Annotated in this window: 18 protein-coding genes; 9 read left to right on the top strand and 9 right to left on the bottom strand. The window is 68.1% G+C overall.

Features of this window, described 5'->3' with window-relative positions; translation table 11 throughout:
* Positions 1 to 20: 20 nt before the first annotated feature.
* Together ACZ5KW_RS04090 and ACZ5KW_RS04085 are read right to left on the bottom strand one after the other, a co-directional pair.
* Positions 21 to 2,663: an efflux RND transporter permease subunit gene (locus ACZ5KW_RS04090; RefSeq protein ID WP_343776208.1), complete on the bottom strand. Its 2,643-nt coding sequence runs from the start codon at positions 2,661 to 2,663 to the stop codon at positions 21 to 23.
* Complete coding sequence (locus ACZ5KW_RS04085; protein ID WP_343776209.1) at positions 2,664 to 4,463, bottom strand: COG1361 S-layer family protein; 1,800 nt, start codon at positions 4,461 to 4,463, stop codon at positions 2,664 to 2,666. It lies immediately after the preceding gene.
* A 283-nt stretch (positions 4,464 to 4,746) separates the two neighbouring features.
* Here ACZ5KW_RS04085 and ACZ5KW_RS04080 point away from each other — a divergent pair, with 283 nt between their 5' ends.
* From ACZ5KW_RS04080 to ACZ5KW_RS04055, 6 genes are all read left to right on the top strand, one after another.
* Positions 4,747 to 5,553 carry a TrmB family transcriptional regulator gene (locus ACZ5KW_RS04080; protein WP_343776211.1) on the top strand — a complete coding sequence of 269 codons (807 nt, stop codon included), beginning with the start codon at positions 4,747 to 4,749 and terminating at the stop codon, positions 5,551 to 5,553.
* A gap of 233 nt (positions 5,554 to 5,786) precedes the next feature.
* A complete protein-coding gene (locus ACZ5KW_RS04075) occupies positions 5,787 to 7,487 on the top strand; it encodes a PAS domain-containing protein (protein WP_343776212.1) in 1,701 nt (566 codons plus the stop codon).
* A gap of 44 nt (positions 7,488 to 7,531) precedes the next feature.
* Positions 7,532 to 8,017 carry a ribosomal protein S18-alanine N-acetyltransferase gene (gene rimI / locus ACZ5KW_RS04070; RefSeq protein WP_343776214.1) on the top strand — a complete coding sequence of 162 codons (486 nt, stop codon included), beginning with the start codon at positions 7,532 to 7,534 and terminating at the stop codon, positions 8,015 to 8,017.
* Between the two features lie 73 nt (positions 8,018 to 8,090).
* Entirely contained in the window at positions 8,091 to 9,890 is a 1,800-nt protein-coding gene (pepF, locus tag ACZ5KW_RS04065; RefSeq protein ID WP_343776216.1) for an oligoendopeptidase F, read from the top strand.
* A gap of 67 nt (positions 9,891 to 9,957) precedes the next feature.
* Complete coding sequence (locus ACZ5KW_RS04060) at positions 9,958 to 10,431, top strand: hypothetical protein (protein WP_343776218.1); 474 nt, start codon at positions 9,958 to 9,960, stop codon at positions 10,429 to 10,431.
* A gap of 405 nt (positions 10,432 to 10,836) precedes the next feature.
* On the top strand, positions 10,837 to 11,976 hold the full coding sequence (locus ACZ5KW_RS04055) for an aminopeptidase (RefSeq protein ID WP_343776219.1): 1,140 nt from the start codon (positions 10,837 to 10,839) through the stop codon (positions 11,974 to 11,976).
* A gap of 268 nt (positions 11,977 to 12,244) precedes the next feature.
* Here ACZ5KW_RS04055 and ACZ5KW_RS04050 read toward each other — a convergent pair whose 3' ends face one another.
* The gene (locus ACZ5KW_RS04050) at positions 12,245 to 12,685 is read right to left on the bottom strand and encodes a DUF7344 domain-containing protein (protein ID WP_343776221.1); all 441 of its coding nucleotides are present in this window, start codon (positions 12,683 to 12,685) and stop codon (positions 12,245 to 12,247) included.
* A gap of 209 nt (positions 12,686 to 12,894) precedes the next feature.
* On the bottom strand, positions 12,895 to 14,199 hold the full coding sequence (locus ACZ5KW_RS04045; protein WP_343776223.1) for an O-acetylhomoserine aminocarboxypropyltransferase/cysteine synthase family protein: 1,305 nt from the start codon (positions 14,197 to 14,199) through the stop codon (positions 12,895 to 12,897).
* Positions 14,200 to 14,385: 186 nt separating this feature from the next.
* Here ACZ5KW_RS04045 and ACZ5KW_RS04040 point away from each other — a divergent pair, with 186 nt between their 5' ends.
* Positions 14,386 to 15,606, top strand: coding sequence for an SPFH domain-containing protein (locus ACZ5KW_RS04040; RefSeq protein ID WP_343776225.1), 1,221 nt, complete (start codon positions 14,386 to 14,388; stop codon positions 15,604 to 15,606).
* A gap of 106 nt (positions 15,607 to 15,712) precedes the next feature.
* Here the strand turns inward: ACZ5KW_RS04040 and ACZ5KW_RS04035 are convergent, their stop codons facing one another.
* The 5 genes from ACZ5KW_RS04035 to uvrB all read right to left on the bottom strand — a co-directional run bounded on the left by ACZ5KW_RS04035 (position 15,713) and on the right by uvrB (position 22,316).
* Positions 15,713 to 17,401, bottom strand: coding sequence for a ribonucleoside-diphosphate reductase subunit alpha (locus tag ACZ5KW_RS04035; RefSeq protein WP_343776227.1), 1,689 nt, complete (start codon positions 17,399 to 17,401; stop codon positions 15,713 to 15,715).
* A gap of 2 nt (positions 17,402 to 17,403) precedes the next feature.
* Positions 17,404 to 18,432, bottom strand: a complete 1,029-nt coding sequence (locus tag ACZ5KW_RS04030) for a ribonucleotide-diphosphate reductase subunit beta (RefSeq protein WP_343776228.1) — start codon at positions 18,430 to 18,432, stop codon at positions 17,404 to 17,406.
* Positions 18,433 to 18,972: 540 nt separating this feature from the next.
* Positions 18,973 to 19,566 (bottom strand): hypothetical protein, encoded by a 594-nt coding sequence (locus ACZ5KW_RS04025; RefSeq protein WP_371152118.1) that lies wholly within the window; start codon positions 19,564 to 19,566, stop codon positions 18,973 to 18,975.
* Positions 19,567 to 19,643: 77 nt separating this feature from the next.
* Positions 19,644 to 20,174 carry a hypothetical protein gene (locus ACZ5KW_RS04020; RefSeq protein ID WP_343778374.1) on the bottom strand — a complete coding sequence of 177 codons (531 nt, stop codon included), beginning with the start codon at positions 20,172 to 20,174 and terminating at the stop codon, positions 19,644 to 19,646.
* A gap of 87 nt (positions 20,175 to 20,261) precedes the next feature.
* On the bottom strand, positions 20,262 to 22,316 hold the full coding sequence (gene uvrB, locus ACZ5KW_RS04015) for an excinuclease ABC subunit UvrB (protein ID WP_343778376.1): 2,055 nt from the start codon (positions 22,314 to 22,316) through the stop codon (positions 20,262 to 20,264).
* Between the two features lie 171 nt (positions 22,317 to 22,487).
* On the opposite strand from uvrB, the gene ACZ5KW_RS04010 reads away from it, so the two are divergent.
* Positions 22,488 to 22,895: a hypothetical protein gene (locus tag ACZ5KW_RS04010; protein WP_343778378.1), complete on the top strand. Its 408-nt coding sequence runs from the start codon at positions 22,488 to 22,490 to the stop codon at positions 22,893 to 22,895.
* A 65-nt stretch (positions 22,896 to 22,960) separates the two neighbouring features.
* Complete coding sequence (gene hisG, locus ACZ5KW_RS04005) at positions 22,961 to 23,851, top strand: ATP phosphoribosyltransferase (RefSeq protein WP_343778380.1); 891 nt, start codon at positions 22,961 to 22,963, stop codon at positions 23,849 to 23,851.
* Positions 23,852 to 23,875 lie beyond the last annotated feature (24 nt).

The raw sequence follows: 23,875 nt of genomic DNA, 5'->3' as shown, positions 1-23,875 counted from the left end.
GCGATATCCGCGGCGAGCGTTTAACGCTTCTGACTCGGATCGTCGGCGGACGACCGCGGGTCGGTCTGCCACTCGAACGCGTCGACGCCGCCGTCCGTGCGGGTTGCCTCGTCGGCTCCGTCGTCGAACGCGACCGCCGCGTCGGCGCCGCCGTCCGTCCGGGGCCGGTCGACGGTGGTCCCGTCGTCCACGTCGACGTCGATGGCGTCGGCGGCGGCGAGCAGGCGACCGACGAACAGCAGTCCGGGGCGGCGCTCCACGGCGGCGACCCAGACGACCAGCGCCGGGGGCAACACGATGAGCGAGGCGAGGTACGCGAGCGTGATGCTGGCGGCGGTCAGCAGGCCGAACTGGCCGAGGATGGGCGTGATCGCGAGCACGAGGACGCCCGTTCCGAGCGCGGTCGTCGCCCACGTGCCGGTGAGCGCGCCGCCGGTCCCGCGGAGGGTGGTGACCACCGCGGCGTCGACGTCGCCGCCGGCGCTGTACTCGTCGTGGAACCGGTGGGCGACGTGAACGGTGTAGTCGACCCCGAGCCCGATAGTGATCGCGAGGATCGTCGCGGTGATCGCGTTGAACGGGATGCCCGCGAGCCGCATCGTGGCGGTGAGCGTCGCGACGGCGACCGTCACCGGGACGAGCGTGACGAGCCCGAGCGTCGGGCTGCCGAGCAGCAGCCAGAATAGGATTACGAGGAACACCGCCGAGAGCCCGAGCGCCGCCGCCAGCGAGACGATCGCGGAGTCGAAGATCGTGTCGGCGACGGCCTGGAACACGACGATCTGGCCGGTCGCGATCGCGTCCCCGCGGTAGCGGTCGGCCACCCGGCGGGCGTCGGCGGCGATCGCGGCGTCGCTGGCGTCCGACTCGACGGCGTAGACCACCCGGGTCGACCGACTGTCGTCCGCGAGGTACTCGCCGGTGAAGTCGTCGTAGCCCGAGTTCCGCAACTCGGCGTAGATCCGGTCGAGGTTCCGGTTCGGGCGCCCGCCGTCGAGCGCCGAGTTCTCGACGAGCTGCTCGAACTCGGGATCCTCGGCGGCGTAGGCGTCGATCGGGCTCTGGACGCTGTCGACGCTGGCGCGGCCGTCGACCGTGACGAACGTGTCGGGCGGATCGCGCTCGGCGCGAGCGAGGCTGCGCAGGGCGCTGTCGCTGGTCATGCGCCGCTCCACGTAGATGGTGACGGTGTCGTCCTCGCTCGTGGCGAAGTTGTCGGAGAGGAAGTCGATCGTCTCCGTCGCCGTGTACTCGCCGGGCTGGAGCGGCCCGGGGAAGTAGTCGACGTACGCCGGCTGCTCGCTGGGCGGCAGGAAGTCGTCGTCCTCGAAGGTGGTGTCGACGCCCGCGCCGTAGCCCGCGGCGCCCGCCGTGATGAGGAGGACGACGACGAGGAAGACGGCGGGCGCGGGCCGCGAGACGGCGGACAGTCGGGGGAGGAGCCGGCCGAGGACGGAGTCCTCGGCGCCGAGGGGCTGCGAGCCGAACTCGGGGAGGTCGCGCTCCGCGCGCCAGCGGTCGAGGATCAGCTTGGCGGCCGGGAGGAAGCCGACGAAGATGACGAGGGTGAAACAGATGCCGAGCCCGGCGACGAGGCCGAACTCCCGGAGCGGCGGCAGCGAGCTCGTCAGGTTCGCGAGGAAGCCGATGATCGTCGTGCCCGTGATGATCGAGTACGCGACGACCAGCTGTCCGAGGGCGCCGCGCATGGCCGTCTCGGGGGACGCGCCCGCGGCGCGGTCCTCCCGGTAGCGGTTCACCGTGTGGATGCCGAAGTCGATCCCGATCGCCAAGAGGAGGACGGGCACCGCGATCAACACCTCGGAGAAGGCGATCCCCGCGTAGCCGGTGAACCCGAAGGTCCACACGACGGTCATCAGGAGCGCGACCCCGCCGAGCACGAAGTCGAAGGGGTCGCGGTACGCGTACGCCAGCAGCCCGAGGATGACGACGAGCGCCGCCGGCACCACGATTCCGAGGGAGTCGAAGATGACGCGTTCGGTCTCGTCGCTGACGATCCCGCCCCCGAACGCGGTGACGTCGCCCGGGGCCTGTTCGGCGATTACCTGCGCCTCGCCCTGGAGCGCCTGCGTGTCGGCCGACGCCGGGAACGAGTGCGAGACGACGCCGAGCGCCGCGGAGGCCGTCCCCGACTCGCTGTTGAAGTCGTCGGAGAGCAGGGTCGCGAAGCCGGGATCCTCGGCGGCGGCGGCGACCGCGTCCTCGATCTCGCCCTCGCTGGCTCGTTCGATCGCGTCGCGGGCCGCCGCCGGCGTGTCGGCGTCCTCGTCGAGTTCGGCGGCCACGTCCATCGCGGCCGCGGAGAACTCCGTCACCCGCTGGCTGTCGCGATCGGAGAGCCGTTCGGCGGTCGCCAGCATGTCCAAGAGCCCGCGACGGTCGAGCACGTTGACGTCGCGCTGGATCAGTTGGGTCGTCGGGTCGTCGCCGCCGAAGGCCGGCTCGAACTGCTCGTTCACGCGGTCGAGCGCGTCCGCCTCCTCGATCCCGTCGGTGAACTGGTCGCTACCCGCGCTCGCCTCCAGGAGCGCCATCCCGGGCGCGAACAGGGCGGTCACGACGAGACAGGCGATCACGACCCGGCGCGGCTGCTCGATGACCCGGTCAGTGATCGCGCCGAAGAGCCGGGTAACGGGGTCCATCTATCGGGATCGGAGGCGGCGACGGAGCCGCGATATCGCCTCGCTCACTCGGCCGCGCTGCCAGACCAAGGCGCCGCCGACCGCGACGACGCCGAGCAGGGCGACGATCCCGAGCGGCGAGGAGAGCGCGCCGCTGTCGTCGGCGGGCACGACCTCGACCGGGAGCCGGTAGGTGTCCGAGAGCTGCTCGTCGCCGTCGGCGTCGTCGTAGCGGAAGTCCACGGCCCCCGAGTACGTCTTGGGCGTGGCGCCGCCGTCGACCTCCATCTCGAAGGTGACGGTCGTCTCCTCGCCCGGGTCGAGCGAGGTGACGAACGCCTCGTCGTCGGACGAGGAGAGCGGCGAGTCGACGAACAGCTTCGCCTGCACGTCCGAGATCGGTTCGGGACCGGTGTTGCGGACGACCGCGTTGTAGCGGACGGTCGACCCCGGCGTGACCGTCGACGGGACGGTCGCGTTCGGCGCCGGCGACACGGAGAACACGTCCGCCTCGGGGGCGACGTCGACGACGACGTCGAGCGGGTCGGAGACGATGACGTCGCCGGCCGACCCCGTCGACGCGAGCGAGATGGTGCCGTTGTCCGTCCGACTCACGCTCACGCCCTCGTCGGTGGCGAGGCCGCGGTAGCGGACCGCCACGTTGACCGTCCGCTCGCCGGGGTTCGCGTCCGTCCGGAGACCGGCGTCGAACGTCGCGGTGGCCGTCTCGCCGACCGCGAGGTCGCCGACCGTGTCCCGCGTCGAGCGGGGGACGATGTTCGGGTCCGACTGGACCGTCTCCTGGCCCACGCCGTCGGGGGCGGGCGCCTCGTTGCTGAACACGACGACCGCGTTCTCGATGTCGCGGGGACCGCGGTTGCGGACCTCGACGGTGAACGATCCGTCCTCGCCGACCCGGAGCGTGCTGTTCAGTCCCTCGGCGGTGAACGCCTGTCGGGAGAGCGGGGTCACGCCCGTCCGGACCGTCCGGGCCGCCGCGTTGGCGCGCTCGGCGTCGCGGTAGTCGACGTCGAACTCCAGCGTCGACGCCCGCGCGGTCGCCTGCCCCGCGGCGGCGAGCCGGTACGAGAACGTGCGGTTCTCGCCGGGCGCCCACGCGCCGACGTACGTCTCCGTCGTCCCCGCGTCGGTGGCGAACGAGAGGTCGGGGTCGATCGGGTTCGCGGCCACGCTGGCCTCGTAGGCGGTCTCGTTCCGGACGTTCCGCATCGTCACGTCGACGATGCTGTTGTCGCCGGCCTGCACGACGCCGTCGACGCCGACGACCGCGAACTGCGCGCGGTCGGTGATCTCCACGGAGACGAACACCGTCTCGGTGACGATCTCCTCGTCGCGGACGGTGGACCCGTCGTCGACCTCGGCGCTCTCCACGTTCCGGTACTCGAGACGGATCGGGACGCGATAGACGCCGGGGTCGGCGTCCGCGTCGGGGACGACGGTGAATTCGACCGGGCCGGTGACGCCGCGGCCGACGTCGCCGACCGCCTGCTCGCCGGTCCGCACGTCGAAGGGGACCTCGCGGTCGGTCGCGTCGCCGGTGAGGATCCGAGCGGTCGTCTCGTAGGCCGTCACCACCTCGGTCTCGAGGTTGTCGGCCCCCTGCGCGTCGACGTCGCCGCGGTTGTTCAGGCTCACCTGAAGCGTGGATTCCTCGCCGGGGACGAACGCGGTCTCCGGCGCGAACGCCTCGATATCGGGGTCGCCGCGCACCGTGTCGTTGGCCTGCTGCCCGACCACCGTCCCGGTCGCGAGGAGCGACGCGACGAGGAAGAGGACGGCGACCGTCCGGATTCGACTCATATTACGTACCCTCGGCTACGAGACTGCGACGTAATACCCTTCGGGAACCTCCGACAACAACGTGTCTGTTTTCGAAAGTTATCTGATCGGCGTCGGTGGAGACGCCGTCGACAAAGACGCGGCTTCGTCGCGTGATCCGGACCGCTATCGAATACTCTCCGGACGAAACGGATCGCGGATCGACAGAGAAAATCGAAACCGGTTCGGGTTGTTCACGGACTATTTATATATGGTCGCCGCCGGCGAACGCCGTTGCTTTGTGTGGGACGTGCCTACGAGGGATATGGAGTCGCTCCGCGACCTCGGCCTGTCGAGCTACGAAGACCGGGCGTACCGCGCGCTGCTCGCGCTCGGGACCGGAACCGCCGCCGCCGTCGCCGACGAGAGCGGCGTGCCGAAGGGCCGCATCTACGACGCGCTCGGGGGGCTGGAGTCCCGCGGACTGGTCCGCGTCCAGACCGACCGAGAGCCGAAGCGGTACGCCCCCGTCGAGCCCGAAGTCGCCGTCGACCGGCTGGTCGAGACGAAACAGCGCGAACTGCGACAGCGGATCGAGACGTACGAGTCCGGCAAGTCGGAGCTGATCGACCGACTGGCCGACGCCGAGACGACGGGCGAGCGGTTCTGGACCGCCGCGGTCGGCGCGGACGACTCACTCGAACTGCTCTTCGAGCGGATCGACGCCGCGGAGGAGTCGATCGTCGTCGTCGCCACGGACGTCTCCGCGCAGTTCGACGTGGACCGCGAGGGGCCGGAGCTACTCGACCGCCTCCTGGCGGCGATCCGGAGCGGCGTCGACGTCTCCGTGCTGATATCGCCGAACGTGTTCGAGGACGCCCGAGCCGCCGTCGACGAGGACCGCGCGACGCTGACGATCGCGCAGGGGCCCTTCGAACTGCGCGTGACCGAGGACGCCTACGGGAACTTCTACCTCATCGACGGCGAGGAGGTGTGTTTGGAGGTCGCCGACCCGCTCGCGCCAGACCGGCTGTTCGGGATACTGGACCTGCGCGACCGCGGGTTCGCGACGCGCGTGGGCGACGGCTTCGAGGCGGCGTGGGCCGAGGGGGAAGTCGTCGACGAGGTGTGAGAGGTCGACCGGCCGCGTCGACGCGTCGGATGCCGGAGTCGATAACCGTACCAACCGCGTGGAACCGGCGTTCGCGTCCGTCACCGAAAGTCGACGACCGCGCCACCGACTGCTCCCGAAGGACCGCGCCGCCGGCCGGATCCGGCGGGTGTCGGTCCGTTCTAGTTATCGCACTCGATATTCTCGCCGTGGTGCTTTACTACCCGGCCGCCGCATCACTGGTAGAATAGACAGTGACCCTCCGGCCATCCGACACGTCGACGCCCGGCCGCGATGCCGACGAGGGCGATTCCGCCGACACTGACGCCCGAGCCGCAGCCGACATTCCACGCGGCATCGGCGACCGGTCGGTTCGCGACGGGGACGGCACCGAGGGCGGGTCCGCGTCGACTCCGCCCGTTGGCCTCGACCGCGGACCGGCGCAGGGAGATCCGAGACCGGCGGACGGAGAGCCGCCGCGCCGTGAGGCCGACCGCTTCGTCCTCGCCGTCGCCGTGGACGGCGAGGTGTTGTTCGCCGGGCCGTCGGTGCCAGACGTCGTCGGGGTGGACCGCGACGCCTTCGTCGGGAGCGACCTCCTCGACCGCGTCCACCCGAGCGACCGGGACCCGGTCGCCGACGCGCTGTCGGCGTGCGCGACGACGCGAACGGTCACCCACCGCCTCCGCCGCGCGAGCGGCGGGTACGCGTGGGTCGAGTCCGTCGTCGACGAGGAGCTCGCCCCGGAGTTCGGCGGGCGGATCGTCACCGTCCGTCGCGTCGACGCCGACCGCACCTTCCCGGAGCGGTACCGCGCGTTCCTCGAATACGGCACCGACCTCGTCACCGTCGTCGACGAGGACGGCCTCGTCGTCTACGAGAGCCCTTCGGTCGCCGAGGTGCTCGGCTACGAACAGGGCTCGACCGTCGGGCGCTCCCCGCTCGGTTACGTCCACCCGGACGACCGCGAGCGCATGACCGAGCGGTTCTACCGCGCGCTCAACGAACCCGAGGCGGCGCCGACGCTGGAGTACCGCTACCGCACCGCCGACGGCGACTGGGTCTGGCTGGAGTCGCGGACCCGGTCGCTGCCGGCCGACAGCCCCGTCGGCGAACTGCTCATCAACTCCCGAGACGTCAGCGAGCGGAAGGCGCGCGAGCGGCGACTCACCGACCGCAACGAGCGGCTCGACCGCTTCGCGAGCATCGTCTCGCACGACCTCCGGAACCCCCTCTCCGTGATCCGCGGCTCGATCGAGATGGCGCGGCTGAACGACGAGACCGACCCGCTCGAACGCGGCGAGCGCGCAGTCGACCGGATCGACCAGCTCGTCTCCGAGCTGCTCACGCTCTCGCGACAGGGTACCGGCATGGAGGAGCCGACCGAGTTCGGGCTCGCGAGCGTCGCGACCGACGCCTGGGAGACCGCCGCCGAGGGCGACGGCGCCGACCTGGTCGTCGCCCGCGACGCCCGCGTGTGCGGCGACCGCGGTCGCGTGCGACAGGCCTTGGAGAACCTGTTCCGCAACGCGACCGAACACGCGAGACCCGAGGCGGCGGGGGGAACGGAGACCGGTCCCGACGACGCCGCGGGTGAGAACGGCCCGAGCGAAGGCGCCCGGATCGACGGGGACGACGGGCTCACCGTTCTCGTGACCGCGACCGACGAGGGGTTCCTCGTCGCCGACGACGGAACGGGGATCGATCCCGAGGACCGCGAGGCGGTGTTCGAGTCGGGGTTCACCACCCGGGCGGACGGGACGGGGTACGGGCTCGACATCGTCCGCGAGGTCGTCGAGTCGCACGGGTGGAGCGTCGAGTTGCGGTCGGTCGCCGACGGGCCCGTCGACCTCCCGGACGGCAGACGGCTCCGAACGCCCGAGGGAGCCTGTTTCGAAGTGTGTGCCCCCGGTCCGACGGACGCCGGGAGGGACGAACCCTGGATCGACGGGTGAGCGAACCCCGGCGCGTTTATTCCCCGCGAGCGTCAAGCCGGTCCGTGAGCGTCGACGTCGCGATCCGGCAAGTCGAGCGCGCCGACCTCCTCGCGGTGGTCCGGATCGAGCGCGCCTGCTTCTCGGACCCGTGGCCGCACGACGCCTTCGAGCGGCTGTTAGACGAGCCGGCGTTCCTCGTGGCGGTGCGCGACGGCGCGGTCGTCGGCTACATCGTCGCCGACCGGACGCCGAACCACGGCCGCGACATCGGCCACATCAAGGACCTCGCCGTCCACCCCGACGCCCGCGGCGAGGGGATCGGTCGGACCCTCCTCCGGTCGGGGCTCGCCCGCCTCCGCGCGACCGGCGTCGCCGTCGTTCGACTGGAGGTGCGCGAGAGCAACGACCCCGCCCGGTCGCTGTACGCCGACGAGGGGTTCGAGCCGATCCGGCGGGTGGGCGGCTACTACCGCGACGGCGAGGACGCGCTCGTCCTGATCGTCGACCTCGCGGAGTGGGCCGACGGGGACGCGGCAGAGACGAGCTAACGTTTCCCACGCGTATCGGCTCGACGCGCGGGGTTTGACAAGGCTTAGTGTGCGGGAGGCCGACCCGAACGGTATGAGTTCGGTTCCCGAACGATCGGAGATCGACGCGGCGTACAAGTGGGACCTCGACGGCATCTACGCCGACGACGAGGCGTGGGAGGCGGCCTACGAGGCCGTGAGCGAGCAGATCGACGAGCTCCGCGCCTACGAGGGTCGCGTGACGGCGGACGCGGCGACGCTCCTCGAACTGCTCGAACTGCGCGAGGAGATCTTCCGGGAGCTCCGGCAGGTAATGACCTACGCGCAGCTTCGCAGCGCCGAGGACACGCGGAATCAGGAGTACCAGGCGATGTCCGCGAAGGCGTCGTCGCTCGGCTCCGAGGCGTCGAGCGCGATCTCCTACCTCGAACCGGAGCTCCAGTCGCTGTCCGACGCGGACGTCGCGGCGTTCCTCGACGACGAGCCCGGGCTCGTCGAGTACGAGCACTACCTCGACGACGTGTTGCGGATGAAACCGCACACGCGGTCGAGCGAGGTGGAGGAGGTGCTCGCGGACCTCTCCGAGGTCACCGACGCCCCCGGCGAGATCTACTCGATGCTGACGAACGCCGACATGACCTACGGCGTCGTCGAGGACCCCGACGGCGAGGAGGTCGAGATCACGCAGGCGAACTTCACGAAGCTCCAGACGAACCCGGACCGCGAGTTCCGCCGGCGCGTCCACGAGACGTTCTACGACGAGTGGGCGGACGTGCGCAACACGGTCGGGACCTCCCTCGAGAAGGCCGTCCGCGAGCACGTCACGAGCGCCGAGATCCGCGACTACGACTCGGCGCGCGCCGCCGCGCTCGACGGCTCGAACGTCCCCGTCGAGGTGTACGACACCCTCGTCGACACCGTCGACGACAACCTCGGCACCCTCCACCGGCACGCCGAGTTGAAAGCGCAGGCGCTCGGCGTCGACCAGCTCGAGAGCCACGACCTCTACATGTCCCTGACGGGCGATCAGGGCCCCGACGTGGAGTACGAGCAGGCCCGCGAGTGGGTGATCGAGGCGGTCGCGCCGCTCGGAGACGCGTATCAGGACCGGCTGGCCGAGGGGCTCGACTCGCGCTGGGTCGACGTGTACGAGAACCGCGGGAAGCGCTCGGGCGCGTTCTCCTCCGGGACCTACGACACCCAGCCGTACATCATGATGAACTACCAGGACGACATCGCCTCGATGTTCACGCTGGCCCACGAGCTGGGCCACTCGATGCACTCCGAGCTGGCCGGCGACGCGCAGCCGTGGCACGACGCGAGCTACGAGATCTTCGTGGCCGAGATCGCCTCCACGGTCAACGAGACCCTGCTCACGCACCACCTGCTCGACACGGTCGAGGACGACGAGCTCCGGACGCACGTCCTCGACGAGTACCTCGAACGCTTCCGCTCCACCCTCTTCCGCCAGACGATGTTCGCGACGTTCGAACAGCGGATCCACGAGCGCGTGGAGGCCGGCGAGGCGCTCACGCCCGACGCCTTCGACGAGATGTACGCCGACCTGAAGGGCGACTACTACGCGCCCGCCGAGCTCACGGGCGGCATCGAGCGCGAGTGGCAGCGGATCCCGCACTTCTACTACGACTTCTACGTCTACCAGTACGCGACCGGCATCTCGGCGGCCGCCGCCATCGTCGAGCGCGTCTTAGACGAGGGCGAGTCCGCCGCGGCCGACTACCGCGAGATGCTGAAGGCCGGCGGGTCGAAGTACCCGCTCGACGTGGTCGAACTCGCCGGGATCGACATGGCTTCCTCGGACCCGATCGAGTCCGCGGTCGGCGTCTACGACGACTACCTCGACGACATCGCGGCGCTGCTCGATCTGGAGTAGCGGCGCCGTAGCCCGCGAACGGACCACACAAGGCCTATATTTCCCTCGAAGCTATCCGCCCGGCGCGATGGACCGCAGGCTCCTCGTCGTCCCGGGCGCCCTCCTGCTGCTCGTCCTGATCGCAGACGTGGGCGTCTTTCGCTGGCAGGCGACGTACCACGCGGGACCGGGACTCGACCAACATCCGACCGTGAACGCCACCGACCTCCCCGCGCGGTGCGCCGACACCGCGGTCGCCCTCGCGGACGGCAATAACGTCTCGATTCGGGGGTACCGGATCGCCCCGGAATCGCACGACATCCTCGTCGAGCGCACGTCGGCCTCTGGAGAGTGGGCGCTCGGCGAGACCAACTGCGCGGACCGGCTCAGCGGGGTCGCCAACCTGCGCGTCGACGGGGAGTCGTACAGGGTCCTCGGGACGTACTCGGGGGGCCGACCGAGGCCGGCCGCGATGGGGCTTGCGAAGCTCGGAGCCGGGGCCGTCGGCGTCGCGCTGCTCGCGGTCGGGCTCTTCGAGGCCGTTCGCGGAGAGCCCGGGTGACGGCCTCGGCGTCCCTCGACGAGGGGAGTTGAACGACACGCGGCGGCGGGTGCCGGCGAGCGGCCGCCCCCAGCGGCCGCGAGTCGCACGCGCGAGGGAGTCGCTGGCGGCGCCAGCCGCCAGCGACGAGGCTGGGGATGCGTGAGGTGCTGTGCGGTGCGGGGTGGGACTCAAAGGGGCAGTCGGGAGGCGGGCGCACGCTCGCTGCGCTCCTCAGTCGCTCACTTCGTTCGCTCCTTGCGGTGCTTACGTCGCCTGCGCCCGCCTCCCGACTGGGGCTTTGGCGGAGTTCTCGGCCGACCTGCGAGTGACCATTTAGAAATGAGCGACCACCGCGTCGTCGACAGCTAATAGATAATCCTCGTCTCGGCACCGATTTACCGCTCCGCTACGACACACAGTGTAATGGACGAACGCGTACGCGAGCACGCCGAGGTGCTCGTCGACTGGAGCGCGCGGGTCGAGGCCGGCGACGACGTGGTCGTCAGCGTCGCGGAGGACACCCACGAGCTCGGCGTCGCGGTCGCCGCGGCGCTCGGCGAGCGCGGGGCGAACGTCACGACGCTGTACGGCTCCGACGAACTCTCCCGGGCCTACCTGAAGGGCGTCGAGGCCGGAACCGACGGCGACGTCGACGTCGACGACTTCGATTCCGACCCCGCCGTCGACCGCGCGCTCTTCGAGGCGGCCGACGCCTACCTCCAGATCGGCGGCGGACGCAACACCACCGCGACCGCCGACGTCGACCGTCCGACGCGGCAGGCGTACGCGAAGGCGCGGCAGGGCGTCCGCGAGGCGCGGATGGACACCGACTGGGTGTCGACGGTCCACCCCACCCGGAGCCTCGCCCAGCAGGCGGGGATGGCCTACGAGGAGTACGAGAACTTCGTCTACGACGCCGTCCTCCGCGACTGGGAGGCGCTCGCCGAGGAGATGGCCCAGATGAAAGAGGTCCTCGACGCCGGCGAGGAGGTCCGTATCGTCACCGAGCGCGACGACGCGCCCGACACCGACGTGACGATGTCGATCGCGGGCCGCACAGCCGTGAACTCCGCGGCCTCCGTCGCCTACGACTCGCATAACCTGCCCTCCGGCGAGGTGTTCACCGCGCCGTACGACACCGAGGGCGAGGTGTTCTTCGACGTGCCGATGACCATCGAGGCGACGCGCGTCCGGAACGTCCACCTCACCTTCGAGGACGGCGAGGTCGTCGACTTCGCCGCGGAGTCGGGCGAGGAAGCGCTCGCGGACGTCCTCGACACCGACGAGGGCGCCCGGCGGCTGGGCGAACTCGGTATCGGGATGAACCGCGGCATCGACCGCTTCACCGACTCGATCCTCTTCGACGAGAAGATGGGCGACACCGTCCACCTCGCGGTCGGTCGCGCCTACGACGCCTGCCTGCCCGAGGGCGAGTCCGGCAACGACAGCGCGGTCCACGTCGACATGATCACGGACGTGAGCGCCGACTCCCGGATGGAAGTCGACGGCGAGGTCGTCCAGCGGAACGGGACGTTCCGGTGGGAAGACGGGTTCGAGGCGTAGGTCGGGAGGACGATAGCTCGGCGAGAGAACGAGGGACCGTCGGCTCCGTTGAAATCCGCAACTGGTGAGATGCTCTTGGAGGCGTGCTGAATGGAGAGCGCGTATCTCGCATCAAGACAGCCCGAAATCAAAAATGTGTATTCATGCGATACGAACCGCTCACAGTTACTGGACGCCGTCAATCCCTGCGTCAACAGCATTGTTCGGCATAATTGCTTGCGTTTTTGATGAATAGAGCCCCCCATCCATCGACAGGAGTAAGAAAGAGTTAGTCCGCCGCTCTACCGGTCTTCGGTCGAAACATCCGAGATAATAGCCCCTGTTTTGTTTCCAGCGGGTCGAATTCAAGATAGGCGTACAGTTGCTTCCAAAGACCGATGAGGCGAATGGTCCGATTCGCCACGTCGTGCTCTAATACCTCCGCCTCCACGAATTTCGGGATGTGTGTTTGATGTAGGGATACGTATATCGCCTTTCGCTTGGCCGCGTTAGCCTCCTTGCCGTGTTCTCTATGGGCAACTTCCGCTACCATATCGGCGACAGTCGTCTCACCACCCGACCGTGTGAGGATACAGAGCATCTCTCGCCTGCGCCGTGCCGAGAGCAACGTGAATACAGTCTCTTCTGACAGTTCCGTCCTATCAACATCTCGTTTCTTTTTGTAAGTCGGCACAGAATCTCCTAACAGAGAACTAATCTCAGGTGTCATTACCGTTGTCCTACTATAGTACCACTTTAGATACCATCTGAAATTAAAACGAGGTCCACGGTTATCACACGTCCCAATGAAAGAGAGACTCGATTTCTGAACCGGTTACCAGCTTCTAACGAGTACAGCCTCTGTATCTCGCACAGAGGTTCTATCAGTGCCCGAGGATTTCAACGGAGCCGACACCGTCGGAAACGGGCGGGTCGCGGCTAGGCGGTCGCCGCCTCGATGGCGGCCTCCAAGTCGGCGACGATGTCCGCGGGGTCCTCGATACCGACCGACAGGCGCACCATGTCCGCGGTGACGCCCGCGGCCTCCTGCTCCTCCTCGGTCAGCTGCTGGTGGGTCGTCGACGCCGGGTGGATGACGAGCGTCTTCGCGTCGCCGACGTTCGCGACGAGCGAGGCCAGGTCCGCCTCCTCGACGGTCGCCCGCGCGGCCTCGTAGCCCGCCTCGAGGCCGAAGGTGAGCATCCCGCCGTAGCCGCCGTCGAGGTACTCCGTCGCCTCCTCGTGGGTCTCGTGGCTCTCCAAGCCGGGGTAGTTCACCCACGCGACCTCGTCGTGGTCTTCGAGGTACTCGGCGACGACGCCGGCGTTCTCGCAGTGGCGGTCCATCCGCAGCGGGAGCGACTCCGTCTGCTGGAGAGTGTTCCACGCGTCGAACGGCGACTGCTGGTCGCCCAGGTCGCGCAGGCCGCGGGTGATCGCCGCGAACGTGAAGGCGGCGTCGCCGAACCGCTCGGCGAAGTTGATCCCGTGGTACGCGGGGTTGTCCTGTGCGATCTCCGGGTACTTCTCGGCGTGCTCGGCCCACGGGAACGAGCCGCCGTCGACGACGACGCCGCCGACGGTGGTGCCGTTGCCGGTGAGCCACTTCGTCGTCGACTCCCAGACGAGGTCGGCGCCGTGTTCGAGCGGCCGGCAGAGGTACGGCGTCGCGAACGTGTTGTCGACGAACAGCGGGGCGCCGTGCTCGTGGGCGATGTCCGCGATCCGCTGGATGTCCGGGGTGACCAGGGCCGGGTTCCCGATGGTCTCCAGGTGGACGTAGGCGGTGTCCTCGTCGATGGCCTCGGCGTACCCCTCGTAATCGAGCGGGTCGACGAAGCGGGTCGAGACGCCGCGGCGCTCCACGGAGTGGGTGAGGTAGGTGTAGGTGCCGCCGTACAGCGCCGAGGACGTGACGATGTTGTCGCCCGCGGACGCGAGCAGGAACGTCGTCACGTCGAGCGCGGCCATGCCCGAGGCGGTCGCGACCGCGCCGACGCCGCCTTCGAGCGAGGCGATCCGCTCTTCGAGGGCGGCGTTGGTCGGGTTCATCAGCCGGGAGTAGACGTTGCCGGCCTCCTCCAAGGCGAACAGGTCGGCCGCGTGGTCGGCGTCGTCGAACTGATAGGCGGTCGTCTGGTAGATGGGCGTCGCGCGGGCGCCGGTGGTCGGGTCCGGGTCCGCTCCCGCGTGAACGCTTCGCGTGCGGAACTGGCGGCCGTCGTCCCCATCGTCGGATGGCATGGATCGAGCTATCGCGGCCCAGCAGTTAAAGCCGACCGGCCTTCCCGTGCGTTTCCGGTATCTCGGAGACGAACCGAGGAGTCGGACGCGCTTCGGAGACGAGCGGTGCCGACGGGGCGAGCCCGAGCCGGGTCGATCGGGGGTGTACGTGCCAACCGTTAACAACGTCGGGGCGCTATCTCGGGTATGGGAACACAAGGTCCCCGCGGCGAGTCCACCGAGATGGAGGAGCTGCTGGCGGAGATCCCCGACGGGGTCTGGCAGTACCTCGCGCTCGGCGTCGCGCTGCTCGTCGGGTTCGCCCTCCTCAGCCAGAGCCTGGCTGCCGGCGTCGGCGCGCTCGCGATCCTGCTGGCGGCGATCACCGTCGTGAGCGCCGTCGAGATCGTCGACGCCTACGACAAGGAGGCGCTCACCGTCTTCGGCGAGTACCGGAAATTGCTCGAGCCGGGCGTTCACCTCATTCCGCCGTTCGTCTCGCGGACGTACGCGTTCGACATGCGGACGCAGACGATCGACGTGCCGAGCCAGTCGGCGATCACGCGGGACAACTCGCCGGTGACCGCCGACGCCGTCGTCTACATCAAGGTGATGGACGCCAAGAAGGCGTTCCTCGAGGTCGACGACTACAAGAACGCCGTCTCCAACCTCGCGCAGACGACCCTCCGCGCCGTCATCGGCGACATGGAACTCGACGACACGCTCTCACAGCGGGAGCTGATCAACAACCGGATCAACGAGGAGCTCGACGAGCCCACCGACGAGTGGGGGATCCGCGTCGAGGCCGTCGAGGTCCGCGAGGTGAGCCCGTCACAGGAGGTCCAGCGCGCGATGGAGCAACAGACCGGCGCCGAGCGCCGCCGCCGCGCGATGATCCTCGAAGCGCAGGGGGAACGGCGCTCCGCGGTCGAGCAGGCCGAGGGTGACAAGCAGTCGAACATCATCCGCGCGCAGGGTGAAAAGCAGTCGCAGATCCTCGAAGCGCAGGGTGACGCGATTTCGACCGTGCTGCGGGCGCGGTCCGCGGAATCGATGGGCGAGCGCGCCATCATCGAGCGCGGGATGGAAACGCTCGAAGAGATCGGCAAGGGCGAGTCCACGACCTTCGTCCTCCCGCAGGAGCTCACCAGCCTCGTCGGCCGCTACGGCAAGGCGCTCTCCGGCTCCGACGTCCAGCAGATGGAGGGGCTCGACAGCAAGGAGTTCGACGAGGAGACGGAGAAGCTGCTCGGGTTAGAGGACATCGAGAGCGCCCTCGAACAGCTCGACACCGTGGCCGACAGCGACCTCCGGACCGACGAGACCCGAGACGCGGACAACGTCGACCTCGCCAAACAGGAGGAAGCGACCCGCGAGGCGGACCGCGACATCGAGTTGGAGACCGAAAGCGAGCGGCCGGGGACGTAAGCCCGACTCACGGCTACCGGACGTCGACCACGAGGCGGACCGGGGGATCGATCCGGAGCCGGGGACGGAGTGACTGAGGCGGGAGGCGAGCCGCTACGAGTGGCGATCAGCTCTCACAGGCTCTACACTCGAGGATATCTCGACTGAATTTCTGTGCGGCGTTCACGCTGTGCTGATAGTAGAGGCTCTTGACTCCTTTCCTCCACGCTTCGATGTAGAGCTGATTGATCTCCTTGACGCTCACTTCGCTCGGGTCGATGGAGACGTTCAGGCTCTGTGCTTGGTCGATGTACTTCTGTCTCTGTGCCGCCTGGTTTATGATCGCCATCTGTGGTATCTCGGCGAAGGTCTTGAACACCTCTTTCTCCTCGTCCGTCAGACAGTCGAGATGTTGAACGCTCCCGTCTTTGTTCGCGATGCTGTCCCAGACGTCGCGCGTGTCCTCGCCTCGCTCCGCCAGTATCGCCTGAAGGAATCTGTTCTTCTGCGTCGACTTCAGCTTCGCACCGTCTCGCACGAAGTAGTTCGATTTCAGCGGCTCGATGCTCGGACTGACTTGACCCAGAATGACGCTGCTCGATTTCGTCGGAGCCACGCTCATCGTCGTCGTGTTCCGCCTGCCGTAGCCCTCGAGAACCTCCGGCTCCCCGAACTCGTCGGCGAGCGCCTCGCTCGCCTCGTAGCTCCGCTCTTTGATGGTCCGGAACAGCTCCCCGTTCTTCTCCATCGCCTCCATGCTGTCGAAGGGGATCATGTTGCGCTGGAGGTAGCTGTGCCACCCGAGGACGCCGATCCCTATCGCTCTGTGTCTCTTCGCGAACCGCACGGCCCGCTCCATGAACCGTACTCCCTCCGTGCGCTGGATGAATTCCTCCATCACCGCGTCCAGGAACCGCGTCAGTGTCTCCACTGCGTCGGTGTCCTTCCACTCGTCGTAGTGGAGCGCGTTCATGCTCGAGAGACAGCAGACGAAGCTCTCGTCCGCCGTGGCCGGCAGCGCGATCTCGGTACACAGGTTGGACGCGTTAATCTGGTACTCCTTGTCCTTGTAGACCTGCGGCTTCCCCTCGTTCATGTTCCCCCGGAAGATGATGTACGGGACGCCGATGTTGATCCGGGTCTCGATGATATTCGCCCAGATCTCTCGCTTCTCTTCGTCGCCGTCGACCATCGCCTGAAACCAGTCGTCACCGATGATGACGCCGTAGTAGATGTCCTGTACCGGGTCACCCTCGGTTTTGATGTTAAGCCATTCTTCCAGGTCGTCGTGTTCGACGTCGATGTAGCCGGCGAACTGCCCTCGCCGGGTTTCGCCCTGGCTGATGACGTTGATTATCGTATCGAACAGCTCCGTGAAACTGTAACTCCCGTTGCTCTTGCCGTTGTTCGTTATCGGACTGCCCCGCGGCCGCAGCTCACCGAAGTACCCGCTCGTGCCGCCGCCCTGCTTGGTCATCTCGCCCACCTCGGCTTGGGTGTAGAGGATGCTCTCTATGTTATCATCCATGTAGCTGCCGAAGCAGCTGATAGGAAGGCCTCTGTCCAGTCCGAAGTTGGACCACACCGGGCTGGCGAGACTGTAGAAGCCGCGGCTCATGTACTCGTAGAACCTGTCCGCGAACCCCTCCTCGCTCAGAATCTCTTCGGCGCGCTCCGCTATCTGTCTGACTCTCTCTTCCGCTTCGACGCCCTCGAGCAGGTATCCCTCTCTGAGAAACTCCCGACTGTCCTCGTTCAGCCAGTAGAACGGTTCCGTATGCCGTTGCTCAACGCTTTCGAGTGCCGTTTGTGCCATTGTTAGAACATGTCCTCGGCGGTAACGCTCTGCGTGTGTTTGTTGTACGTGGTCGACCGCTTGCTGAAGAAGTCGTTATCCTTCGTCATCATGATGTCCTCATCGAACCAGCGCGTCTCCTCAAGGAGGTCGTCGTCCGTCTCGAATATCGGTTCCACGCCGACGTTTTCCAGGCTTTGATTGAACCGGTCTCGCAGAAACGCGTCGACGTGCGCCCTGGGCAGGAACTCCAGTTCGCCGTCATCGAATATCCAGTCCAGGATCTCCGTCTCTGCCTCGTAGGCCTGCTGACAGGCTTCTCGGACGTCTTCCTCGAAGTCGTCGTCGAAGAGGTCCGGGTTCTCCTCTCTGATCGTCTCCACCAGCTCGACCCCGAACAGCCCGTGGATCTGCTCCTCCTTGCTGGTCGCTTCGACGGCGTTCGCGATTCCCTTGAACTTCTTTTCGTGCTTGTCGAAGCTCGTCATGATGAGGAACTGGCTGAACAGCGACACGTGTTCGACGAACGTACTGAAAAGCAGGATGCTCATCACGTACTCCCGTTCGTCGTCGCTCTCGCTCTTTTCCAAGTACTCGTCGAGATACTCGATCCGCTCTTTCATCGCCGGTTCCTCGGTCACCTGCTCGAAGTCGTCCGTGATTCCTAACACGTCGAGGAGGTGACTGTAGGCGTCCATGTGCCGCACCTCGCTTTCCGCGAAGGTCATCCCCACGTTCCCGACCTCGGCTTTGGGCATCTCCGCGTAGATGTCCGACCAGAACGTCTTCACCTGTACCTCGATCTGCGCGATAGCCAACATCGTCCGCTTGATGACGGTCTGCTCAGCGGGAGTCGTGTTGACCTTGAAGTCCTGGACGTCTCCGTCGAAGTTGAACTCCGTGTGTACCCAGTAGCTGTTCCGGATCGCCTCGACGTAGTCGAGAAACTCGCTGTACTCGTAGGGCTTCAGCTGTCTTCGCTCCGAGAAGATGTCCGTCTCTCTGTCTGCGCCTGTACTCGCGTTCGTGGTTGCGTTTTCGCTTTCACTCATCTTGGTCATCTCGAACGTGACCGATTGCGTTGGATTGCCGCTGCCGCTCTCTGGTCCCAGTCTGGTGGGTCCGACCGCAGTCGTGTCGCTCGGGAGACGGTCTTACAGCGTAACGTGAGTGTAGCCGTGTGAACCGTATCGGACCTCACAGACTCCACTGGGATAAGTATTACCAACAAGATTGTAGTATGACAAGCTCACTTTCATATTGGGAGAGCGGAGACGTTCCTCCGATCCACGAACGGGCGGTGCCGAGGCGGGGACTGCGCCGGTGATTTCCGGTTACGGGTGGTCGCGACAGTGCCCAACTGGCGGCGTCAAACCCCCACCTAGTCCGACTGCGAGGACTCCGCCGAGCAGTTCGGCGAGAAGCGCGGACCGGGATCCGGACGCGAACGAGAGACGGACAGGACGTGAGACTCGGACAACGTCGACCTCGCCCGAAAAAAGCGACCCGCGAGGCGGACCGCGACATCGAGTTGGAGACCGAAAGCGAGCGGCCGGGGAACTGATCGGCGGGCGGCCGATCGGGGCCCGAACTCAGGGACGCCAGCGGTCGGGGTCGACCGCCCAGAGGACACCGACGGCGACCGCGCCGCCGACCCCGCCGGTGACCAGTGGGACGGGGTCTGACGCCCCCGCCGCGAGCGCCGCGAGCAACAGGGCCGAGCCGGCGAGGAGCGTCAGGGTGTCCTCCGTGACCGTCGCCTGAACCACGGGGGCCACGGCCCCGCCGACGACCGCGCCGGCGACGATCGGGGCCGGCATCCCGGAAACGAGGGCCGCCCGCGTCGCCGGGTTCGCCGCCATCTCGGGGACCGACGCGGGTGCGAGGGCGAGACCGACGCCGAACGCGAGCGCGGCGACGGCGCCGAGCGCGGGCGCGACCAGCGCGGCGCGTGCGGAGCGGTCGGTGCCGCCCGCGGCGGCCGCGCCGCCGACGAGCAGGACCGACCCGACCGCGAGGAGCGCGGGGGCCGCGTAAAGCGAGACGGGCGAAGGGGCGACGAACGCGATTCCGTCGGCCGACGACGACGAGGGGACGAAGCCGGGCGCGACCGTTCCGGCCAGCCCGAACGCGGCGACGCCGACGACGAGGAGGGCCGATCCGACGAGACGGCTGCGGAGTGACATGGACGGTCGGACGCGGCCCGGCCACAAAACGATCGCGGGACCGAGTCGGGATCGGACGGTCTCGGCGGTCCCGGCCGTCACACCGTGACGCTGGCGCGTTGACCGCCGAGGGCGACGGTCACCCGCTTCGGCGGCCCGCGCTCGTCGGAGAGCCGCAACAGCAGCGTCTTGACGACCGGGTCGTCGGTCTCGACCTCGCCGCGGACCCCGGTCTGGTCGACGGCGATCCGGAGCGAGTGGTCGCCCGTGCGGCTGATCCCGCCGAGTCGGAGCGTGACCGCCGGCGCGGTGAGCCGCTGTGCGACCACGAGGACCGCGTCGCCGCCGTCGTCGGCGAACTCGGTGCGCTCGACGAACCGCCGGCTCTCGGTCGCGTCCGCTTTGAGTGCGCCGCGAGCCGCCGCGGCGGACCGGTAGGAGGCCGCGTGGGTCAGCAGCTCTTCGGGGCGGTTGAGGACGCTCTGGGCGTCGACCAACGGATTCCCGTCGACGAACCGGCTCCGCACGCCGAGGTCGCGTGGGGTGGAGGCGGCCACGTCGTGGAGGCGATCGATACACCCGGCGGTGGCGACGGCGAACGCCCCGGCGACCACCGCGCGACGGTACACGACCTCGAGTGTGACACACTGAGGTAAAAACCCCGCCGTCGCAGTGACGCGGACTGAGAATCGGAGCGGCTCGCGGTCCGCGGCCCGCTACTCGTCCATCGCGGGCGCCGGAACGCCCTGGTCGCCCGCGTCGAGCTCGAACGCGCGGCGGAGCTCCGCGATCCGGTCGCGGATGTCGGCGGCCAGCTCGAACTCGAGGTTGTTCGCGGCCTCGTCCATGCGGTCTTCGAGCGCCTCGATCTGCGCTTTCGCCTCGTCTTCGCTCTCCACGTCGCCGACGCTCACGTTCGAGGTGTCGGTCTTCGATCCCGGGAGGTTCGTCTCGCTGACCGGCTTGTCGATGGTGGTCGCCTCGTAGCCGTGTTCCTCGTTGTATTCGAGCTGGATCTCGCGGCGGCGCTGGGTCTCGTCGATCGCTTCCCGCATCGAGTCGGTCACCTCGTCGGCGTAGAGGACGACCTCGCCGTTGACGTTGCGCGCGGCCCGCCCCATCGTCTGGACGAGCGTCGTGGTCGAGCGGAGGAATCCCTCCTGGTCGGCGTCGAGAATGGCGACGAGGCTCACCTCGGGGATGTCGAGCCCCTCGCGCAGCAGGTTAATTCCGACGAGCACGTCGATGTTGCCTAAGCGGAGGTCGCGGATGATCTCGTGGCGTTCGAGGGTGTCCGTCTCGTCGTGCATGTACGCCACGTCGACGCCGGCCTCCTCGAGGTACTCGGTCAGGTCCTCGGCCATCCGCTTCGTGAGCGTGGTGACGAGGACACGCTCGTCGCGCTCGATCCGCTCGTCGACGCGGTCGAGAAGGTCGTCGACCTGTCCCGTCGCGCCCGTCACCTCGACCTTCGGGTCGACGAGGTGCGTCGGGCGGACGATCTGTTCGACGATCCGGTCGGAGGTCTCGCGCTCGTAGTCGCTCGGCGTCGCGGAGACGTAGAGGGTGCGGTCCGTCTTCTCCTCGAACTCCTCGAAGGTGAGCGGCCGGTTGTCGTAGGCGGTCGGCAGCCGGAACCCGTTCTCGACCAGCGAGTCCTTCCGGGATTTGTCCCCCTCGTACTGGCCTTTGATCTGGGGGATCGTCTGGTGGGACTCGTCGACGACGGTGAGGAAGTCGTCGGGGAAGTAGTCGAGCAGGGTGTACGGGGCGTCGCCCGACTCGCGGTCGTCCATGTGGACCGAGTAGTTCTCGATCCCGGAACAGTAGCCCGCCTCGCGCAGCATCTCTAAGTCGAAGGTGGTGCGCTCCTCGATGCGCTGGGCGGCCACGAGGTCGCCCTGTCGCTCGAAGTAGCTGACGCGCTTCTCCATCAGGTCCTCGATCTCCGCGACCGCCTGCTCCAGTTTGTCGTCGGGGATCGAGTAGTGTTCCGCCGGGTGGAGCATGACCGCGGGCTCCTCCGAGACGACCTCGCCGTGCATCGGGTCGACCTTGATCATCCGGTCTATCTCGTCGCCCCACAGCTCCACGCGCACCGCGTAGCGCCCGTACATCGGGTAGATTTCGACGGTGTCGCCGCGGACGCGGAAGGTGCCCTGCGTGAAGTCCACGTCGTTGCGCTCGTAGTTCAGGTCGACGAGCCGGGTCAGCAGCTCCTCGCGGCCGATCTGCTCGCCGACCTCCAAGCGCAGCGCCATGTCGCGGTAGTTCTGGGGATCCCCGAGCCCGTAGATGGCCGAGACGGAGGCGACCACGATCACGTCGTCGCGGGTCAACAGCGAGCGCGTCGCGGAGTGGCGCAGCCGGTCGATCTCCTCGTTTATCGACATCTCCTTGTCGATGAACGTGTCCGTCTGCTCGACGTACGCCTCCGGCTGGTAGTAGTCGTAGTAGGAGACGAAGTACTCGACGGCGTTGTCCGGGAACAGCTCGCGGAACTCCTCGTACAGCTGGGCCGCGAGCGTCTTGTTGTGGGCCAGTACGAGCGTCGGCTGGTCTAACTCCTCGGCGACCCACGAGACGGTGTTCGTCTTCCCGGAGCCCGTCACCCCGAGCAGCGTCTGCTTTTCCGCGCCCGACTCGTACCCCTCGACTAACCCCTCGATGGCCTCGGGCTGGTCGCCCGCGGGCTCGAACGGGGCGTCGACGCGGAGGGGGCGGTCGACGGTCGGGCGGTCCTCCGAGAGGGGGGAGTCGGCGTCGCTCACGATACGCGTCGTTGGGCGGCGAGGCACTTGAGCGGCGCGGCGCGCGCGACCGACGCGGACCGGACTCGGCGAGCGAGGCGTCGACGCGGGACGGCCTCGCCGCCCGGACCGGTCGGCTAGACGGGCCGCACGGGGAGAAGGCTGATAGTCGACCCGGCGGAACGCCCGGGCGTGTTCCCCGCCCTCACGCCCGCCGTCGCGGTCGGCGCGGCCCTCCTCGCGTTCGTCTGGATCGCGTCCGTCGTCTGGGTCGCCTTCGACGCGCGTGCTCACGGGAGCGCGCACCCGGCGCTGTGGGCCGTGCTCGCGCCGCTTTCGGGAGTCGTGCTGCTCTATTATCTCCTGTGGTTTCGTCGCGGACGGGCCCGAGAACGCCCCGCCACCCGACCGGAGCGGGCCGCCGCCGTCGTCGTCGTCGCCGGCCTCGGCGGCCTGGTCGTCGGGAGCCTCGTGTCCTCGCCCGATCCGGCCGCACAGTTGGCGACGTGGCCGGTCGCGTTCGTCTGCTGTCTCCCCGTCGGGTACGGGGTGGTCCAGACGAGGTGCGACGCGCCAGAGGGCGGGTCCGCCGGCGGGTGAACCGGCCGTCCGACCCCCGGCCACCGGACGAAAACGTTTCCCCCTATCCCCGCGACGCTCCCCGTATGCGCATCGCCGTCCCCAACAAGGGCCGCCTGCACGAGCCGACGCTCTCTCTCTTGGAGCGCGCGGGACTCCACGTCGAGGAGACCGCCGACCGACAGCTGTACGCCGACACCGTCGACGAGGACGTGACGGTGCTGTTCGCGCGGGCGGCCGACATCCCCGAGTACGTCCGCGACGGCGCCGCGGACCTCGGCGTCACCGGCCTCGACCAGGCCGCCGAGTCGGGCGGGGTCGTCGACGACGCGGCCGCGGCGGGCGACGACGACCTCGTGGACCTGCTCGATTTGGGCTACGGCTCCTGTCGGCTCGTCCTCGCGGCCCCCGAGGACGGCGACGTGTCCGCCGTCGAGGACTTGGAGGGACGAACCATCGCCACCGAGTTCCCGAACGTCACCCGCGACTACCTCGACCGCGTGGGCGTCGACGCCGACGTGGTCACTGTGACCGGCGCGACGGAGCTGACCCCGCACGTCGACATGGCCGACGCCATCGTCGACATCACCTCGACGGGGACGACGCTGAAGGTGAACCGGCTGGCGGTGATCGACGGCGTGCTCGACTCCTCGGTGCGGCTGTTCGCCCGCCCCGACGTCGTCGACGACCCGAAGGTCGAGCAGGTGATGACCGCCTTCGAGTCCGTCCTCGCCGCGGACGGCCGCCGCTACCTGATGATGAACGCGCCGAAGGACCGGCTCGACGAGGTGAAAGACGTGATCCCCGGGCTCGGCGGCCCGACCGTGATGGACGTCGAGGCCGACGAGGACGGCAACGGGATGGTGGCGGTCCACGCGGTCGTCGACGAGCGCGACGTCTTCGAGACCATCTCGGAGCTGCGCTCGGTGGGCGCGACCGGTATCCTCGTCACGGAGATCGAGCGACTCGTCGAGTGACTCGGCGAGTCGGTCGTCGCCGTC

The sequence above is a fragment of the Halorubrum ejinorense genome (assembly GCF_055389685.1).
The sequence above is the reverse complement of the archived record's forward strand: the minus strand, read 5'-3'. Positions and strand labels throughout refer to the sequence as shown.

Excerpts from the sequence above, each read along its gene's own strand:
- ACZ5KW_RS04090 (WP_343776208.1), bottom strand. The coding sequence starts at position 2,663 with ATGGACCCCGTTACCCGGCTCTTCGGCGCGATCACTGACCGGGTCATC.
- ACZ5KW_RS04085 (WP_343776209.1), bottom strand. The coding sequence starts at position 4,463 with ATGAGTCGAATCCGGACGGTCGCCGTCCTCTTCCTCGTCGCGTCGCTC.
- ACZ5KW_RS04080 (WP_343776211.1), top strand. The coding sequence starts at position 4,747 with ATGGAGTCGCTCCGCGACCTCGGCCTGTCGAGCTACGAAGACCGGGCG.
- pepF (WP_343776216.1), top strand. The coding sequence starts at position 8,091 with ATGAGTTCGGTTCCCGAACGATCGGAGATCGACGCGGCGTACAAGTGG.
- ACZ5KW_RS04060 (WP_343776218.1), top strand. The coding sequence starts at position 9,958 with ATGGACCGCAGGCTCCTCGTCGTCCCGGGCGCCCTCCTGCTGCTCGTC.
- ACZ5KW_RS04055 (WP_343776219.1), top strand. The coding sequence starts at position 10,837 with ATGGACGAACGCGTACGCGAGCACGCCGAGGTGCTCGTCGACTGGAGC.
- ACZ5KW_RS04050 (WP_343776221.1), bottom strand. The coding sequence starts at position 12,685 with ATGACACCTGAGATTAGTTCTCTGTTAGGAGATTCTGTGCCGACTTAC.
- ACZ5KW_RS04045 (WP_343776223.1), bottom strand. The coding sequence starts at position 14,199 with ATGCCATCCGACGATGGGGACGACGGCCGCCAGTTCCGCACGCGAAGC.
- ACZ5KW_RS04040 (WP_343776225.1), top strand. The coding sequence starts at position 14,386 with ATGGGAACACAAGGTCCCCGCGGCGAGTCCACCGAGATGGAGGAGCTG.
- ACZ5KW_RS04035 (WP_343776227.1), bottom strand. The coding sequence starts at position 17,401 with ATGGCACAAACGGCACTCGAAAGCGTTGAGCAACGGCATACGGAACCG.
- ACZ5KW_RS04030 (WP_343776228.1), bottom strand. The coding sequence starts at position 18,432 with ATGAGTGAAAGCGAAAACGCAACCACGAACGCGAGTACAGGCGCAGAC.
- ACZ5KW_RS04025 (WP_371152118.1), bottom strand. The coding sequence starts at position 19,566 with ATGTCACTCCGCAGCCGTCTCGTCGGATCGGCCCTCCTCGTCGTCGGC.
- hisG (WP_343778380.1), top strand. The coding sequence starts at position 22,961 with ATGCGCATCGCCGTCCCCAACAAGGGCCGCCTGCACGAGCCGACGCTC.